Below are 16,747 nucleotides of genomic sequence, written 5' to 3'. Positions count from 1 at the left end.
AGAATTGTATGAAACCAGAAGAATTTTATCAAAGACTCCAAGAAGTGCATGGTATTACATTAACAGATGTACAAAAAGAACAATTTCATCAATATTTTCAATTATTGGTGGAATGGAATGAGAAAATGAATTTAACGGCGATTACCGATGAAGAAGGAGTGTATTTGAAACATTTCTATGATTCCTTAGCGTTAGGATTTCATCATGAGTTATCGAATCAAACATTGTGTGATGTCGGAGCTGGAGCAGGATTTCCAAGTATTCCATTGAAAATTGTATTTCCAGATTTAAAAGTGACAATTGTGGACTCGTTAAATAAACGAATTATGTTTTTAAACACTTTAGTAGAAACGTTAGGATTAACAGATGTGCAATGTTTCCATGATCGTGCAGAAACTTTCGGGCAAAATAAAGAATTCAGAGCATCTTATGATGTCGTAACAGCAAGAGCGGTAGCAAAATTGAGTGTACTAAGCGAATTTTGTATGCCATTAGTGAAGAAACAAGGATACTTTTTAGCGTTGAAAGCTGCTCATACAGAAGTGGAGTTAGAAGAAGCGAAAAAAGCGATTGCCATTTTAGGTGGAAAAGTGGAAGGTGATGTGTCCTTTGATTTACCGTATGAAGGTGGAAATCGTCATGTCGTAACGATTTTAAAAACCAAAGAAACTCCAAATAAATATCCACGAAAACCAGGGATTCCATTGAAAAAACCATTATAAGGAGAGTTTTATGAATAAAAAGCTTATGGGAATTGTTGCAAGTTCCATTATATTATTAACGGCTTGTGGATTAAATTCTTCTACTACAAACTTTTCATCAAATCGTTCTTCAGCGACAACACAAGTAGCAGAGTCTACTACAGAAAGTTCAACGACTGTTACAAAACCCAGTGATAAAGAATTATATCGAGATGTGTTAGATTATTTCAAAGAGATTAAGGCAAAGGGTGTACAAATTACAAAATCTCCTTTGGGATTAGCACCAGTTATTCAAGAATCGATGAATAAAAATCCAAATGAATTTTATGTTGATTTTCGAGATTTAAATGAAGACGGTGTTAATGAATTACTACTAGCTCATAAAGGAAAAGGTACTGATTCTCAATATTATATGCATGCGGTATATTATTTAGATGATGGAACAACACCTAAACTTGCTGTACAAGGATATGTAGGCTCAGGCGGAGCTAGACAAGGATTCAATGTGTTTCCGGAAGGAAAACTTTCAGAAGTAGGTTTTTCATCTGGAACAGGAAATGGATCGATTTTTGTATATCAATTAACGAAAGATTCTATGCGAGAACTGATTGCTAAAAAGGAATTTGAACGATTAGAATTTGAGTTAGAAGATGTGGGGCTAGATAAAAATAATATTATTGATTATCAAGATTTTAATTGGCAACCATTATTTAACTAAGAAAAAAGCGAAATGAAGCAGAACTTCATTTCGCCTTTTTTATGCATTGAATCGATTCATGATTGAATCGATATTTTTAATTAATACAGAAATGGATCCATCAGGATTATTGATAAACTCCACCATTTCTTTATTTTCGTAAATGTCACTTGGAATGGTAATTTCAATCCCGTTATCGAGTTTGAATTTTTGTTTGCTATATTTTTTTTCATATTTTGGTACATTTGTAACTGGAATTTTCTCTGGAATTTTTTCAGTCGCAATAGCTTGGTAAGCTGCTTCTTTTGCAAGAGGTTTATCCTTGAAGACCGTATCGAAAATAATTCCTGCATCAATTTCATCACTTTCTTCTAATTGTGTTAAGATTGCCTGTTGTGTTGTTGCGAGTGCAAGATAATTTTCTTCATCATATTTTTTAGCAACATGTGTGACTGTCTTTTTAATTTCTTTGATTTGTTCCTGTGTACTTGTTGGAGGAGTGATTTCTAAAAATTGTTCAGAGAAATACGGGATTTTTTTACCTTCTACAATATATTTTCGTTCGATTAATTGGTACTGTCCATTACTTGTATCCACAATGAATGCTTCTGATAACTTTTGAGAAGGATTTGGTAAAATCGCATGATTTTGCAAAACGGTATTTAATACTTGGTCGTCTTCATAATCTAAAAAATGCGTATATTTAGAGCTATAGTCTAAACGTAAAATCGCAAAGAAATTTCCACCTTGATCATTAATGCCTGATGCGAATACATAATCAGCAGCAGGAATATCTTCTGCTGGAGCGATAATTTCATATAATTTATGAGCAAGTTGTTGAGTTTTTTCAATAAAAGGGATACTGTCGTCTGCTAAAAATCCTAGAAGTGGTTCTTCTGGAGGTAAGACACCATGACGAGGATCGCTTTTCAATGTTTTTTCAATGATTTTTGTAAAATATTCTGTAATATAGGGATTCGATAAAGGTAATTCTTTTTGGGATAATAGTAAGTTTCCACTGTTTTTATCGAAAATGTGTAAATAAGCTTGGTGTAAAATCATAAGAACTCCTTAAAAATATTAGTAATACAAACATACCATTTCTTTTTTTGTAAGTAAATGGAGTATACTATTTTTATTCTGAGAAATGGGAGGTTGAGAAGTGTTTGAAAGAATTATACAAACCCCTTTAGGAGAAGTTCGGTTAAGAAGTGATGGTGAGTCTTTAATAGGGTTATGGTTTGTAGGGCAAGTGAATGATGCTAAGGACAACCGTGATATTGAGATGAAAAATGATTTACCGATTTTTGCGCAAGTCGAAAGTTGGTTAGAAAGTTATTTTTCTGGAAAGCAAACGCCGATTACATTTCCGTTGCAGCCGAAAGGAACCATTTTTCAAGAAAGAGTTTGGCAAATTTTGCAAGAAATTCCGTATGGAGAAACAATGACTTATGGAGAAATTGCGCAGAGAATCGCAAAAGAAAAAGGTGTAGCAACATACTCGGCTCAAGCAGCCGGGCAAGCCGTTGGAAAAAATCCAATTAGTATTCTCATTCCATGCCATCGAGTGCTAGGGAAGAATGGAGCATTAACCGGATATGCAGGTGGAGTTCATAGAAAAGAACAATTGTTAAGGATAGAAAGGGGAAAATAAATGGTATTAAAAGGAATTAAAATGATATTGGCGGCATTTGGAGCTTTAGTAGTTGCACAAGCGATAGGATTATCTTCAGCTTCCGTTGCTTCTATTATTGCGATATTGAGTGTGGTAGATACAAGAAAGTCTTCGATTGTCATTGCTTGGAAAAGAATTATTTCTATGTCCTTAGCTTTAACAATAGCAGTGTGTGTATTTTTGCTACTCGGACATTCGACAGTTGGTTTTGGAGTTTATTTACTCATTTTCATTCCACTAGCCTTTTTATTTAAAGTAGAAGTAGGGATTGCACCAAGTTCGGTTCTAGCAATTCATGTTTGGTTAAGTAAGGAGATAACTCCAAGTTTATTACTTAATGAAGCATTAATTTTATTTATTGGAGCCGGTGTAGCAATTTTAGTCAACTGGTATATGCCGAGTTACCAACAAGAGATTGAAAAGAAAAGAGAAGAAATTGAAGCAAAACTTCGTGAGATTCTCTGTTTAATGGCTTCATTTTTAAGAGAAGGTAATGGAACAAATGATGCTAAATTAATTTCAGAAGCAAAAGCAACATTAACTGAAGCGCAAAAATTATTGTATATCGAGAGTGAAAATCAATTATTTAGTCAATTTAATAAAGATTTATGCTATTTTGAAATGCGTGCGGAACAATTACAATTATTAGAAGTAATGGCAAAAAATTTAAATGATTTCCATTGTCCTGCTAGAGAAGCCGATTTGTTAGCAGAAATGTTCCATTCAACAGGAGAACAATTACATCTAACAAATACAGGTGTATCATTAATGGATGAGATTCAAGATTATATTGATGAATTTAGAAACTTAGAGCTACCAAAAACAAGAGATGAATTTGAATATCGTGCAACATTATTTCAGTTATTAAGAGATTTACAACGTTTTATTGATCTTAAAGTATGTTATTTTAGAGATCATCAATAATCGTCAAAAAATATATCAAAAAAGTTGCAAAATAGCTTGCATTTTACAAGAATTCTTGCTAGAATATCAAGGTGCATTTGTGTGCACTGGAACAAAACGTGGGAGGAGAAATCTTCATCTCCATTTAAACCACGCGCGAAACAATCAAGGAGGTAATGTCTCGTGGCTAAAAAAGTTGTAAAACTAGTTAAATTACAAATTCCTGCAGGTAAAGCTACACCAGCTCCACCAGTAGGTCCAGCTTTAGGTCAAGCACAAGTTAACATCATGGGCTTCTGTAAAGAGTTCAACGCTCGTACAGCAGATCAAGCTGGTTTAATCATTCCGGTAGTGATTTCAGTATATGAAGACCGTTCATTCGACTTCATCTGTAAAACACCACCAGCAGCAGTATTATTAAAGAAAGCTGCTAAAGTAGAAAAAGGTTCAGGCGAACCAAACAAGAAAAAAGTTGCTACTGTAACTCGTGATCAAGTTAGAGAAATTGCTGAATTAAAAGCACCTGACTTAAATGCAGCAGATGTTGAAGCTGCAATGCGCATGGTCGAAGGTACAGCCCGTTCAATGGGATTTGTAGTAGAAGGCTAACAAACATGCAGCTTCCAAAAGTCCCTAACACGAGTGTTTCACTCATGGACTTTGTGGGAGGTAGAACCGTTAAAACCACACAATAGGAGGAAATTATACAATGGCAAAGAAAAGCAAAAAATATTTAGAAGCCGCTAAAAAAATCGATTCTTCAAAAGCTTACTCAGTTCAAGAAGCAATCGCATTAGCAAAAGAAACAGACTTCGCTAAATTTGATGCATCTGTAGAAGTTGCATATCGTTTAGGATTAGATCCAAAGAAAGCTGACCAACAATTACGTGGAGCAGTAGTTCTTCCAAACGGAACTGGTAAAACTCAACGTGTATTAGTATTCGCAAAAGGTGAAAAAGCTAAAGAAGCTGAAGCAGCTGGCGCAGACTACGTTGGTGATAGCGAATTAGCTCAAAAAATCCAAGGTGGATGGTTTGAGTTTGACGTTATCGTAGCTACACCTGACATGATGGGTGAAGTTGGTCGTTTAGGTCGTGTATTAGGACCTAAAGGTTTAATGCCAAACCCTAAAACAGGTACTGTTACAATGGACGTAACTAAAGCTGTTGAAGAAATCAAAGCTGGTAAAGTAACTTACCGTGTTGACAAAGCTGGTAATATCCACGTTCCAATCGGTAAAGTTTCATTCGAAAACGAAAAATTAGTAGAAAACTTCAAAACAATTCACGAAACATTATTACGTATCAAACCTGCTACAGTTAAAGGTCAATACGTACGTAACGTTTCTGTAACTACTACTTTTGGCCCTGGGGTTAAAGTAGACGTAGCTTCTCTATAATTTTAACAATACGAAAAGAGTCGAGATATCTCGGCTCTTTTTTGTGTATAGAAAGGTTTTTTCTAATTGTAGCATTAAGACGCAAGCAGCCAGCTAAAGCTGTCTCATTGCTAAAACTTGAGCCTAAGGTCTCAAGTTTTCTTGTGCTAGAATCTGTCGTAACAGATTCTAGCGCTCATGCTACGGGAAAAATCCTTTCTATCTTTTGTTTTGTAAATGAGATAAGTTAACAAGTGACTTCTTGGAATAGTAGCTGAAGACGGCAGCAGCCTGGTAAGCGAGTCTCATGTATAAATGCTACTATGGGAAGTCCTTTCTATTTTTTTGATTTGAGGGAAGGACGTTTAAAAATGGGACTTTTCTAATTGTAGCATTAGGATGCTAGCTGTTTCGCAAAAATGCGAGTTTCATGCTATTATGAGAATTTTTTCCCATGCATTCTCATTGCCAATAAAGAACGTACATGTATATAATGACAATGCGAAATATTGTGAAAGAAGGTGGGGAGATGTTTCGAGATGCCACTAGTATGGCGCAAGCGGTTCGTAATCAACAAGTGAGTCCGTTGGAATTGGTGTTAGAAACAATTGAAAAGGCAGAGCGGTTGAATCCAAGGTTAAATGCGATTGTTTCAACACGTTATGAAGAGGCAATAGAAGAAGCAAAGAATTTTCAAGTGAAGAATCAACCTTTTGCGGGAATTCCTTTATTTTTAAAAGACTTAGGGCAAGAGAAAAAAGGGACACCTTGTACCTATGGTTCTCGTTTGTTTAAAGATTATATTTGTCATGAGACAAGTCATTTTGTGAAACGTCTAGAAGAGCTTGGGTTTATTATCTTAGGAAGAACGAATACTCCTGAGTTTGGGTATAAAATGGTAAGTGATGCTCAGTTGCATGGTTCTGTTCGTCATTTTTTAGACGAAACTGTAAATGCAGGTGGTTCTAGTGGGGGAGCTGCTGCGATTGTTGCTGCAGGAATTTCTCCAATGTCGGCTGCAAGTGATGGGGGAGGTTCGATTCGTGTTCCTGCTAGTCATAATGGGTTAATTGGGTTGAAGCCGACTCGTGGTCGTATTCCGGTGGGGCCAGGTTCTTATCGTGGGTGGAATGGAGCAACGGTTCAGTTTGCTTTAACTAAGACGGTGAGAGATACTCGGAATTTGTTGTGGCATTTGCAAACGTGTCAATTAGAGAGTCCGTTTCCATTCCCTTTGTTGCAAAAAGAACATTTATATTCCCCTAAATTAAATCGTCCATTGAAAGTGGGGATGCTATTAAAGCATCCGATTGGTGGAAAAGTTTCTAGTGAAGTGGAACAAGTTGTTCATCAAATGGCAAAGAAATTTGAATTAGATGGACATGAAGTCAGTGAAATAATAGAAGATCCGATTAATGGAGTTGAACTTCAAAAAGGATTTTATCTTATTAGTGGAGCAGAGACCGTTGTGATGTTTCAAAGGATGGAGAAACGATTGCAACGTCAAATGACTCGTTTTGATATGGAATTGATGACATGGGTGATGTATCAAAGTGGCTTAATGGTGACGGGGGCGGATTATGCACGAGTTGCGGGTGATTGGGATTGGTATGCAGAAGCGATGATGCAACTTCATGATACATATGATGTGTTATTGTTGCCGACGGTTGCGAATACTGCACCGAAACAAGATGCGTATTCGTTAGATGCTGACATAGTCGATAAAATGGAGCATATTCATGAATTATCACATGAAGAACGTCAAGAAGTTGTGTGGAAAATGTTTGAGTCGAGTGTGGAAGATACCCCGTTTACGCAACGAATGAATATTACAGGTCAACCGGCAATTAATCTTCCAGTTGGTCGTTCAAGTGACGGGATGCCAATTGGAGTGCAGTTAGTTGCTGCAAAAGGTAGAGAAGATTTATTGCTAATGATTGCTGAACAGTGGGAACAAGATAAGCTATGGAAGTTTTCATAAAAATCAAAAAATTTCCAGTATGAAGTCAGAAAAGTGATACAATAGAAATATGTGTGGTTAAGGAAGGTGTTTTAAAAATGAAAACAATAGATGCATTGTTTGAACCTTTTACATTGAAGGGAAATATTGTATTAGAGAATCGTTTTGTATTATCTCCAATGGTGACGAATTCTTCAACGGAAGAAGGGTATATTACGCAAGATGATTTATTATATGCAAAGAGACGTGCTGGTTCTGCTGCTTTACAAATTACAGGGGCAGCGTACGTTAATAAACAAGGGCAACTATTTGAATTTGGATTTAGTGCGATGGATGAGGCGGCTATTCCAGGGTTGAAGAAATTAGCTCAGGAAATGAAATATAAAGGAGCGACGGCTATTTTACAATTAACCCATGCAGGACGTTTTGCCAGTCATGCATTGAATCGAGATAAAACGGTTGTAGGGCCAAGTGCAATGAAATTACAATCGCCATTTCCGCATGAAGTGCATGAGATGACAATTGAAGAAATTCATCAAGTAATTGAAGATTATCGTCGTGCTACTAAAATTGCAATTGAAGCAGGATTTGATGGAGTGGAAATTTCTTCTGCTCAACGATTGTTGATTCAAACATTTTTCTCTACTTTTTCCAATGAGCGAACAGATGAATATGGGTCACAATCTTTAGAAAATCGTTCTCGTATTGGGATAGAAGTGTTGAAAGTCGTTCAAGAAACGATTCAACAATATGCTGGGGAACAGTTTATATTAGGGTTTAGAGCGACTCCAGAAGAAACTAGAGGAAATCAAATCGGTTATAGTATTGATGAGTTTCTAGAATTTTTCCATCAAGCTCTAACAATAGCTTCCATCGATTATTTAGCAATTGCGAGTTGGGGTCATGATGTATTCCGAAATAAAATTCGTGCAAAAGGTCCTCATCAAGGTGAATTAGTGAATGCGGTGATTTATAAAGCATTAAAAGGAAAAGTAGCAGTGATTGCTTCAGGTGGGATTAATAGTCAAGAAAAAGCGTTAGAAGCATTAGAGCATGTCGATCTTGTTGGCTTATCAACTCCATTTATTACAGATCCTGAATTTGCTGAAAAAATTAAAGAAGGTAAATCAGAAGAAATTCAATTGTCGATTAAACCGGAGAATTTAGAAGAATTAGCGATTCCTCAAGCTGCATTTAAAGATATTGTGCCGTTAATGGATTTTGGAGAGTCGCTTCATAAAGATGCTAGAGATTTCTTTAGAAGTTTGGAAGTTAACTATAAGGAGAGAGCTGTCGATGAAAATTAGTGTACTGGATTATGGCGTTGTTGATTTTGGGAAAACAAATGAAGAAGCCATTCAAGAAACGATTCAATTAGCTAAAAAAGCAGAAGAATTAGGTTATGAACGTTTTTGGGTAGCAGAACACCATCAAGTAAAAGCTTTGTCAATTAGTGCACCTGAAGTTGTGATTCCAGCGATTGCTTCTCAAACAAAGAACATTCATGTTGGTTCAGGTGGCATTATGGGCTTGCATTATGCTCCGTACAAGGTAGCTGAAGTGATGCATTCGTTAGAAGTGCTATTCCCCAGAAGAATTGATATCGGTCTAGGGAATTCGATAGGGACAAAATCTGTTTCGACAGCTTTGAAAAGTCATTATACTAAACCTCAGTTTGGGCAATGGGTAGCTGATTTACAGGAAATGATTCAGTCTAATGAAGTTGGTCCTCATACAAAGAGAGTTCCGGAACAATTTTTATTAGGAATGGGCGGTGAATCCGTTCATATTGCTGCCAAAAATGGCTTAGGATTTGTTTATGGAATTTTCCCTTATATTCCACAAGAGCCTCTTGTATTAGCAAAAGAATTATCAACGGCATATCGTAAAGAATTTCAATCGGTAAATGAGTCTGATTCTCGCTTTATTTTAGCAGTTTTTGTCGTGATTGCAGATACTGAGGAAAAAGCCGAAGAGATGGCTCAAGCATTAGACTTATGGATGTTAGGAAAACAAGATTTTAGTGAATTCGAAACATTCCCAACAAATAAGGATGTGAAGACTCGAGAAGTAACACCAACGGAAAGAAAAACAATCGAAGTCAATCGTCAACGGTTAATTGTTGGAGATTCTCAGGCGGTAAAGGCGCAACTGGATGAGTTATGCCAAGTTTGTAATCCAGATGAATTATTAATGATTCCATTAGTTGGAGGATTTGAAAACCGTAAACGTGCGTTAGAATTATTCGCACAATTGTATCAGTAGAAAGGATGAATAAAATGAGAAAATTTGCAAATTTTTTATGGATTGATAAGGAAGGAGACCGTTATACGATTCGTATGACACCAGAATTACAAGATGATGTGGGTACAATTGGCTTTGTTCAATTTAGCCAAGATGAAGTGTTAGAAGCTGAAGAAGAAATTGTTAGTATTGAAGCTTCTAAAACAGTGATGTCTATTGTGACTCCAATTGGAGGAAAAGTAGTGGCATATAATAAAGCTGCAGTAGATGAGCCAACATTATTAAACTCTGAAAAGCCAGAAGAACATTGGTTAGTCGTATTAACAGATGTTGATGAAGCGCAATTTATGGCATTAGAAGATGAATAAAGATACACAGGTTAATCGATTACAGCAAATGATTGCTTTTTTGATGGAGGAAAAAGGCGAGGTTGTTCCAGATTTCTCTCGAAAATCAGAAAAAGAATTAGAAGAAATTTGGCGAGGGTTGGTCAATATTCGACCTGCTAGTCCAGCGGATATTCGTTATTTAGAATTGGAAGAGGCTTATTTAAAGCAATACCATACGGGGGCAATTGTTGGATTGGAAAGTTGCCAAGATACCAATGAAGAGAGAGTAAAATTATATCATGGAGACTTATGTCATTTAGAAGTGGGTGCAATTGTAAATGCGGCGAATAGTGATTTGTTAGGATGTTTTATTCCAAATCATCGTTGTATTGATAATGCAATTCATACGTTTGCAGGAGTCAAGTTAAGAGAATGTTGTCATCAAATTCAACTTGCTCAAGGGAAAAAAGAACCGGTAGGCTCTGTGAAGGTGACACCAAGTTTTCATTTGCCATGTGAGTATGTTTTTCATACAGTGGGACCGTTTATTCCAAGTGGAAAGCCCGTTACGGCTATTCGGCAACAATTATTAGAGAAATGTTATATGAGTTGTTTGAAGCAAGCAGAAGAAATGAAGTTAGAAAGTATTGCTTTTTGTGGGATTTCAACAGGCCAATTTGGTTTTCCGGTAGAAGATGCTGCCCAAATCGCAGTTTCTGTTGTAAAAGACTGGGCTAAGCAACATGTCTTTCCAGTAACGATGATTTTATCAACTTATACAAATGAAGAACAAATGGCTTATAGAAAATTATTACAATTATCATAGAAGGGAGGGGAAGTAGTGGAGTGGATTACACCGATACAAAAGATGGAAAGTCAGGCGCAACAATTAAAAAGTTTATTTGAAGAAGCAGATGCTATTGTTGTAGGAATTGGTGCAGGAATGTCTGCTGCAGATGGATTCACTTATATTGGGGAACGTTTCGAGTCAGCATTTCCAGATTTTATCGAAAAGTATCAATTATTAGATATGCTACAAGCTAGTTTGTTTCAATTTGCTAGCTGGGAAGAGTACTGGTCTTTCCAAAGTCGTTTTATTGCATTGAATTACTTCGATCAACCAGTGGGAGCAGCTTATGTTGAGTTGAAAAAAATGCTTGAAATAAAACCGTACCATATTATTACTACGAATGCTGATAATGCCTTTGAAGTAGCAGGATTTGATATGGATAAAGTATTTCATATTCAAGGGGAATACGGGTTGTTACAATGTAGTCAACATTGTCATCCGCAAACTTATCGAAAAGATGAGTTGATTCGTGAAATGATTGCTCAACAAAAAGATATGAAAATCCCGTACGAATTAATTCCATTTTGCCCAGAATGTGGAGCGCCATTAGAAATTAATAAGCGTAATGCGGAAAAAGGGATGGTGGAGTCTGCAGATTTCTTTGCACAAAAAGCTCGTTATGATGCTTTTTTAAAACAATATGAGACAGGAAAAGTAGTATATTTAGAAATTGGAATTGGATTTACAACACCACAATTTATTAAAACACCATTCCAGAAGAAAGTTACAGAAAATCCAAATGCGGTTTATGTAAGTATGAACCATAAACATTATCGAGTGCCTTTAGCCATTCGAAATCGCACCCTACTATTATCAGAAAATATTGCAACATTAATACACGAAACACATCAATTATTAAAGGAAGAAGGAAAGCTTTATGTATTTGATTGAGCCAATTAGAAATGGAAAGTATGTTACAGATGGAGCAGTAGCTCTTGCGATGCAAGTATATGTCCAACAAAATGTATTTTTAGATGATGATATTTTATTTCCGTATTACTGTGATCCAAAAGTGGAAATTGGAAAATTTCAAAATACAGTTGCAGAAGTGAATGAACAATATTTAAAAGAACATAATATTCAAGTCGTTAGAAGAGATACGGGTGGTGGTGCCGTATATGTAGATTCAGGTGCTGTTAATGTTTGTTATTTAATTCAAGATAATGGAGTGTTTGGAGATTTCAAGAGAACATATGCTCCTGCGATTCAAGCGCTGCATGAGTTAGGGGCAACTGGAGTAGAACAAACTGGTCGAAATGACTTAACTATCGATGGAAAGAAAGTTTCTGGAGCTGCAATGACGATTAGTAATGGTCGTGTTTATGGAGGCTATTCTTTACTATTAGATGTGGATTATGATGCAATGGAAAAAGTTTTGAATCCAAACAAAAAGAAATTACAATCAAAAGGGATTCAATCTACAAGAGCAAGAGTAGGTTCAATACGTCCGCATTTAGCACCAGAATATCAAGAAATTACCATTGATGAATTTAAAAACTTAATGACTTGCAAGTTATTAGGAATTGATTCAATAGATGAAGCGAAACGTTATGTGTTAACGGAAGAAGATTGGAAAGCGATTGATGAATTGACAGCTAAAAAGTATAAAAATTGGGACTGGAATTATGGAGAATCTCCACAATATAGCGACTATCGTGATGGAAGATTTAAAGCAGGAACAATTCAAGTTTATTTAGAAGTAGAACAAGGAAGAATTACAAAATGTAGTATTCGTGGAGACTTCTTCTCTAAACGAGAAATTCAAGATGTAGAAACTCAATTAATTGGTGTTCGTATGGTAGAAGAAGATATTAAAGCTGTGTTAGACACATTTGAGTTAACAGAATATTTTGGAGCAGTCACTTCTGAAGAGTTAACAAAACTCATTTTAGGTGAGTAAGTAAAAAATATTCAAAATTGCAAAGTAAGTGTCTAGAAATTAGTTAGAAGTGAAAATTTAAAGAGAATGGAGAAATCCGTTCTCTTTTTTTCATTATAAGAACGGAAATTGTTCTTTGAAAACTGAATACCCCCATCGGCTCGATCAGCGTGACTAGGAATAAAAAAGAAAAGGAGCAGATGGTGTAAATAGTGGAGTAACGAACCACTTCTGTCACATAACGAAAGTACATTAAGATTATGGAGATGAGTTTGAGGTGAACACGACTAAAAACCTTGCGTAAAAAATACCGTGGAAGGATACGTTCCGTCCCAACATTTTATTTTATTACTTTTTGCCTTGAAGGCGAAAAGTGAAAGGAGAATAGAAATGGAAATCAAAATTAGTGACTTACGACAGTTAGGATTAAGTGGAAATGCAACTGTCAAATTAGGAAAAGATTATAAATTTCCTTATATAATTGCAGAAATTAGAAAAGATGGAGTTTATGTTCCAATTAAAAATGCCATTATTAATGGTAAAGAAGCAGATATAAAGATGAGAGAATCATTCCCAAATATCTACAAACATATCTTAACAATTAAGCAAGGAAATATTCTTGTAGCTGAAAGAAGAAACGATAAATTAATTGTAAATGTATCGTATGAGAAGAGATTGAAAAAAGAGAAATAGTGAAAAGAGACTAAGAGAAGAGTTTGAGAAAAGAGAAATAGCGAGAAGAGACTGAGACAAGATATTGAGAAAAGAAAATATGGACGGCTTTGAAGTGATTATTAAATATAATAGCTAGTTTAAAACCGTCCATAAGAAGAATAGGAGAAATTAATGAAAACATTAGAGAGAAATATAAGAGTTCCAATTGAATTAGTGATGAATACAAATTTAACATCAGATGAGAAAATGTTTTATGTAAAGTTGCTTGATTCTATTGTACAAAATGAAATTGCAATTATTCCTTACAAAATAACTTTTAAAGAAAGAGTAACTCTTAAACGATTAAAACAAATGCACTTTATTGAAAATTTTAACGAACAACCGCAAGTAACAACCGTTAAATTTGATTTGAAAGGATTTGTATCAGATGGTATTAAATGAAGAGCAAAAAGAGTTAATTCTTTCAAATAGAGTAAAAGCAAATATTTATGAAAAAGCAAAACAGAGGTTTTTAATGCTACCAGCTGGATTAGCTTATGGAGAGTTATACAAAGACCTTTCTTCTGATTCTAAATTTGCATGGACAATCTTAAACGATAGAGCAAAACTGTCTAAACAAAATGGTTGGTACGATGAAGATGGTAGTATTTATTTTATCTTCAGCAATAATGATTTAGTTGAAATCATTAGGCAAAGCGAACCTAAAATCATAAAAATAAAAAAAGAATTAATAGAGTTCGGATTGTTAGAACAAAGAAGAATGGGAAGAGGACTTAGTAACAGATTGTATATCTATGAACCAGTATTAACAAAAACTGATTTACATTTAATGATCAATCAAGATAACGAATATGAGAACCTTGAAACCCTTGATAATACTAAGAACTTAAAAAATTTAAGTTCTAGAACTAAAAATTCTTTAGTTCTAGAACTAAAGAATTTTAAGCCTAATAATATTAATATTAATAATAATAATATTAATAATATAACAGAATCAGCTAAAGCTGAATCACATAATGATTTATCCACAAATCAATATTTTAAAAATTCAAAATTGTTAACAGATTATCGAATCATGGGGATTCCTGAATTTGTCACAAATGAATTGTATCGAGCAACTCATGACACCGAAAAAATAAGCTATATTTGTGGTGTTATTTTTCAAGCAAAACGTTATGTAACCAATAAAAAGAACCACGAAATATACTTAGAAGAATTAACTGAAGATGATTTCAGAAATCTCACAAAATGTATTTTAAGAGCGTTGAAAAAAGACTTGACTGAAAGAAAAATTGAATCGTTTGATAAATACTTGTTTGTTACAATTCAAAAATTTTTTGAAAGTTACGTAGCGAGAGAAAAGGCAGAAGTGCCATTAATTGATTGGAATTCATAAAAGAGATTGAGAAAAGAGAAAATGAGAAATAGAGAGATAGAGAAGGAGATTATGAGTTATGAAAATAATTGCTATTGCGAATCAAAAAGGTGGAGTTGGTAAAACTGCCACTACAATGAACTTAGGAGTTACGCTTGCTGAAGCTGGAAAGAAAGTGTTGTTGTTAGATTTTGATCCACAACACAATCTTTCAAATTATCTGAAAGAGAAAAATTACAAAATGACGATTGCTGAAGCAATTCAACAAGAGTTGAATAGTCAGTTTGATTATGAAAATACGTTAATTCAATCGTATTCAGAAAATTTAGATTACATTCCGACCAGTCTAAATCTTTCAGCGATTGAAATGAGTTTGATAATGGCGAGTGCTAGAGAATATATCCTATCGGATATTTTTAATCGCTTGAAAGTTAAAGAAAAATACGATTATGTATTAATTGATTGTATGCCAGCATTGAATATTTTGTTAATTAATGTATTAACAGCGAGTACTAGCGTTTTAATTCCAGTTGAAGCAAGTTATGGAGCATTTGAAGGATTAGGGCAATTATTTCAATATATTGAATTAGTAAAAAAACGATTGAATCGTGAATTAGAGATTGAAGGAATCTTGTTTACGAAAGTTTCAAACACAAAAATCTCTAAAGAGGTAAAAAATAGATTATCTGAAGAATACGGTAATGTATTACTCAAACAAGAAATTAAAGAATTAACTGAAGCCAGAAGAAGTTATGCTGAAAGAGTGCCATTACAACAGATGGCAAATAGTAAATTAGCTGAAAACTATGAAGCACTTGCTAAAGAGATTTTAGAAAAAGGAGAATAACAATGGTAAGTATTGAAGCAATGTTTGGACTTGAAGAAACGAAAGAAACGAATGTAAGAGAGTTACCAGTAAATAAGATTTACCCATATCCTAATCAACCTTTCATGAATTATTCTGAAGAAAGACTACAAGAACTTGCGGACGACATAAAAGCAAGAGGATTGGATAATCCGATTGTAGTTAGAAAAATTAATGAACATGAATATCAAATTATTGCTGGACATAATCGGTTTAACGCTGTTAAACGATTAGGCTGGAATCGTATTCCAGTGAATATTAAAGAGTTAACAGACGAAGAAGCAATGATTTATTTAGTACAAAGTAATCTTTTACAACGTACTAATATCAAAGAAAGTGAAAAAGTTAAAGCATATGCGTTGAGAGCGAACGCTTTAAAAAAACAAGGACAAAAAGGGCAAGCTAAATATAACTCTTTAGAAAAAATTAGTGAAAGTGAACAGATTAAGCCACGAACACTTTCAAGATATATTGCTTGTAACAATTTAATTCCTGAATTTTTAGATTTACTAGATGAAAAGAAAATTTCTTTAAATATTGGAGAACAATTAGCAAAACTAAGTCCTGAACAACAAGAAAAAGTCGCAAATTATTTAGCAAATTCAGAACACAAACTAACTCTTTCTGAAGTGAAATCAATCGTTGAAAATCAAGATGAAAGTTTGGAGTTAGAAGATTTAATTGGAACTGAAAAGAAAATTCCTTTGTCAGATGACAAAATTGATAAGAAAATAAACAAGATACTAAATCAACTGACAGAATCCGTAGACTATCAAATATTTCTCTCGCAAGACAGCTTGAATGAAAATAAAGTTACTGCTTTATTAAAAGTTTTAATTGTTGAGGGAATATTGTAAAATAAAACCATATAGTTCTATTATTAACAAAGAGGAGAAGATATATATGGAACAAATAGGATATGCAATTGCGATGGTTGTCGTCTTAGGATTTTTTGCTATGATAATTTGGGAATTATTCATTAGTGGATTAAAATTCATTTTATTTATAATAGGATTAGCGATTGTTGTAGCTATCTATCAATTTATTCAAGCAAATATGGAAATTATTCAAAATATTTTGGGATATGCAAAGTATCTTCTTGTGATTTTTCCTTTTGTATTATTCGCCTACCTATGGAAACGAACAAAAGAAAAAAAACGTATAGAGGAATTAGAAGAAGAGGATATTACCTTTTGCCCTGAAGGCGAAAAGTAAA

20 protein-coding genes are annotated in these 16,747 nt (G+C 34.4%); 19 read left to right on the top strand and 1 reads right to left on the bottom strand.

Features of this window, described 5'->3' with window-relative positions:
- Positions 1-8: 8 nt before the first annotated feature.
- Positions 9-722 carry a 16S rRNA (guanine(527)-N(7))-methyltransferase RsmG gene (gene rsmG / locus RWO76_RS03995; protein ID WP_314354412.1) on the top strand — a complete coding sequence of 238 codons (714 nt, stop codon included), beginning with the start codon at positions 9-11 and terminating at the stop codon, positions 720-722.
- Between the two features lie 10 nt (positions 723-732).
- Positions 733-1,419, top strand: a complete 687-nt coding sequence (locus tag RWO76_RS03990) for a hypothetical protein (RefSeq protein ID WP_314354411.1) — start codon at positions 733-735, stop codon at positions 1,417-1,419.
- A 39-nt stretch (positions 1,420-1,458) separates the two neighbouring features.
- Here the strand turns inward: RWO76_RS03990 and RWO76_RS03985 are convergent, their stop codons facing one another.
- A complete protein-coding gene (locus RWO76_RS03985) occupies positions 1,459-2,460 on the bottom strand; it encodes a nucleoid-associated protein (protein WP_314354410.1) in 1,002 nt (333 codons plus the stop codon).
- Between the two features lie 100 nt (positions 2,461-2,560).
- On the opposite strand from RWO76_RS03985, the gene RWO76_RS03980 reads away from it, so the two are divergent.
- From RWO76_RS03980 to RWO76_RS03900, 17 genes are all read left to right on the top strand, one after another.
- Positions 2,561-3,052 carry a methylated-DNA--[protein]-cysteine S-methyltransferase gene (locus RWO76_RS03980; protein WP_314354409.1) on the top strand — a complete coding sequence of 164 codons (492 nt, stop codon included), beginning with the start codon at positions 2,561-2,563 and terminating at the stop codon, positions 3,050-3,052.
- Complete coding sequence (locus tag RWO76_RS03975) at positions 3,053-3,997, top strand: aromatic acid exporter family protein (RefSeq protein ID WP_314354408.1); 945 nt, start codon at positions 3,053-3,055, stop codon at positions 3,995-3,997. It abuts the gene before it with no gap.
- 162 nt (positions 3,998-4,159) lie between these two features.
- Entirely contained in the window at positions 4,160-4,585 is a 426-nt protein-coding gene (rplK, locus tag RWO76_RS03970; protein ID WP_005607816.1) for a 50S ribosomal protein L11, read from the top strand.
- A 100-nt stretch (positions 4,586-4,685) separates the two neighbouring features.
- A complete protein-coding gene (gene rplA / locus RWO76_RS03965; protein WP_314255808.1) occupies positions 4,686-5,375 on the top strand; it encodes a 50S ribosomal protein L1 in 690 nt (229 codons plus the stop codon).
- 508 nt (positions 5,376-5,883) lie between these two features.
- The gene (locus tag RWO76_RS03960; protein WP_314354407.1) at positions 5,884-7,335 is read left to right on the top strand and encodes an amidase; all 1,452 of its coding nucleotides are present in this window, start codon (positions 5,884-5,886) and stop codon (positions 7,333-7,335) included.
- Positions 7,336-7,412: 77 nt separating this feature from the next.
- A complete protein-coding gene (locus RWO76_RS03955) occupies positions 7,413-8,621 on the top strand; it encodes an NADH-dependent flavin oxidoreductase (protein ID WP_314354406.1) in 1,209 nt (402 codons plus the stop codon).
- Positions 8,611-9,579 carry an MsnO8 family LLM class oxidoreductase gene (locus RWO76_RS03950; protein WP_314354405.1) on the top strand — a complete coding sequence of 323 codons (969 nt, stop codon included), beginning with the start codon at positions 8,611-8,613 and terminating at the stop codon, positions 9,577-9,579. The genes RWO76_RS03955 and RWO76_RS03950 overlap by 11 nt, the downstream gene beginning before the upstream one ends.
- Positions 9,580-9,593: 14 nt before the next feature.
- Positions 9,594-9,926, top strand: coding sequence for a glycine cleavage system protein H (locus tag RWO76_RS03945; RefSeq protein ID WP_314255800.1), 333 nt, complete (start codon positions 9,594-9,596; stop codon positions 9,924-9,926).
- The gene (locus RWO76_RS03940; protein ID WP_314354404.1) at positions 9,919-10,713 is read left to right on the top strand and encodes a protein-ADP-ribose hydrolase; all 795 of its coding nucleotides are present in this window, start codon (positions 9,919-9,921) and stop codon (positions 10,711-10,713) included. The genes RWO76_RS03945 and RWO76_RS03940 overlap by 8 nt, the downstream gene beginning before the upstream one ends.
- A 42-nt stretch (positions 10,714-10,755) precedes the next feature.
- Entirely contained in the window at positions 10,756-11,628 is an 873-nt protein-coding gene (locus RWO76_RS03935; RefSeq protein WP_314354435.1) for an NAD-dependent deacetylase, read from the top strand.
- Positions 11,615-12,637 (top strand): lipoate--protein ligase, encoded by a 1,023-nt coding sequence (locus RWO76_RS03930; protein ID WP_314354403.1) that lies wholly within the window; start codon positions 11,615-11,617, stop codon positions 12,635-12,637. The genes RWO76_RS03935 and RWO76_RS03930 overlap by 14 nt, the downstream gene beginning before the upstream one ends.
- Positions 12,638-13,006: 369 nt before the next feature.
- Positions 13,007-13,309, top strand: a complete 303-nt coding sequence (locus RWO76_RS03925) for a hypothetical protein (RefSeq protein WP_314354402.1) — start codon at positions 13,007-13,009, stop codon at positions 13,307-13,309.
- A 153-nt stretch (positions 13,310-13,462) separates the two neighbouring features.
- On the top strand, positions 13,463-13,732 hold the full coding sequence (locus RWO76_RS03920; RefSeq protein ID WP_314354401.1) for a hypothetical protein: 270 nt from the start codon (positions 13,463-13,465) through the stop codon (positions 13,730-13,732).
- Positions 13,719-14,687: a replication initiator protein A gene (locus RWO76_RS03915; RefSeq protein ID WP_314354400.1), complete on the top strand. Its 969-nt coding sequence runs from the start codon at positions 13,719-13,721 to the stop codon at positions 14,685-14,687. Before RWO76_RS03920 ends, RWO76_RS03915 begins: the two co-directional genes overlap by 14 nt.
- A 58-nt stretch (positions 14,688-14,745) precedes the next feature.
- Positions 14,746-15,513, top strand: a complete 768-nt coding sequence (locus tag RWO76_RS03910; RefSeq protein WP_314354399.1) for an AAA family ATPase — start codon at positions 14,746-14,748, stop codon at positions 15,511-15,513.
- 2 nt (positions 15,514-15,515) lie between these two features.
- Positions 15,516-16,388 carry a ParB N-terminal domain-containing protein gene (locus tag RWO76_RS03905; protein ID WP_314354398.1) on the top strand — a complete coding sequence of 291 codons (873 nt, stop codon included), beginning with the start codon at positions 15,516-15,518 and terminating at the stop codon, positions 16,386-16,388.
- A 46-nt stretch (positions 16,389-16,434) separates the two neighbouring features.
- Complete coding sequence (locus RWO76_RS03900; RefSeq protein ID WP_314354397.1) at positions 16,435-16,746, top strand: hypothetical protein; 312 nt, start codon at positions 16,435-16,437, stop codon at positions 16,744-16,746.
- The last annotated feature ends 1 nt before the right edge of the window (position 16,747 follow it).

Source organism: uncultured Granulicatella sp., from assembly GCF_963521425.1.
Lineage (GTDB): Bacteria > Bacillota > Bacilli > Lactobacillales > Aerococcaceae > Granulicatella.
Note: the sequence above shows the minus strand (reverse complement) of the source record. Positions and strands in the feature narration are given on the sequence as shown.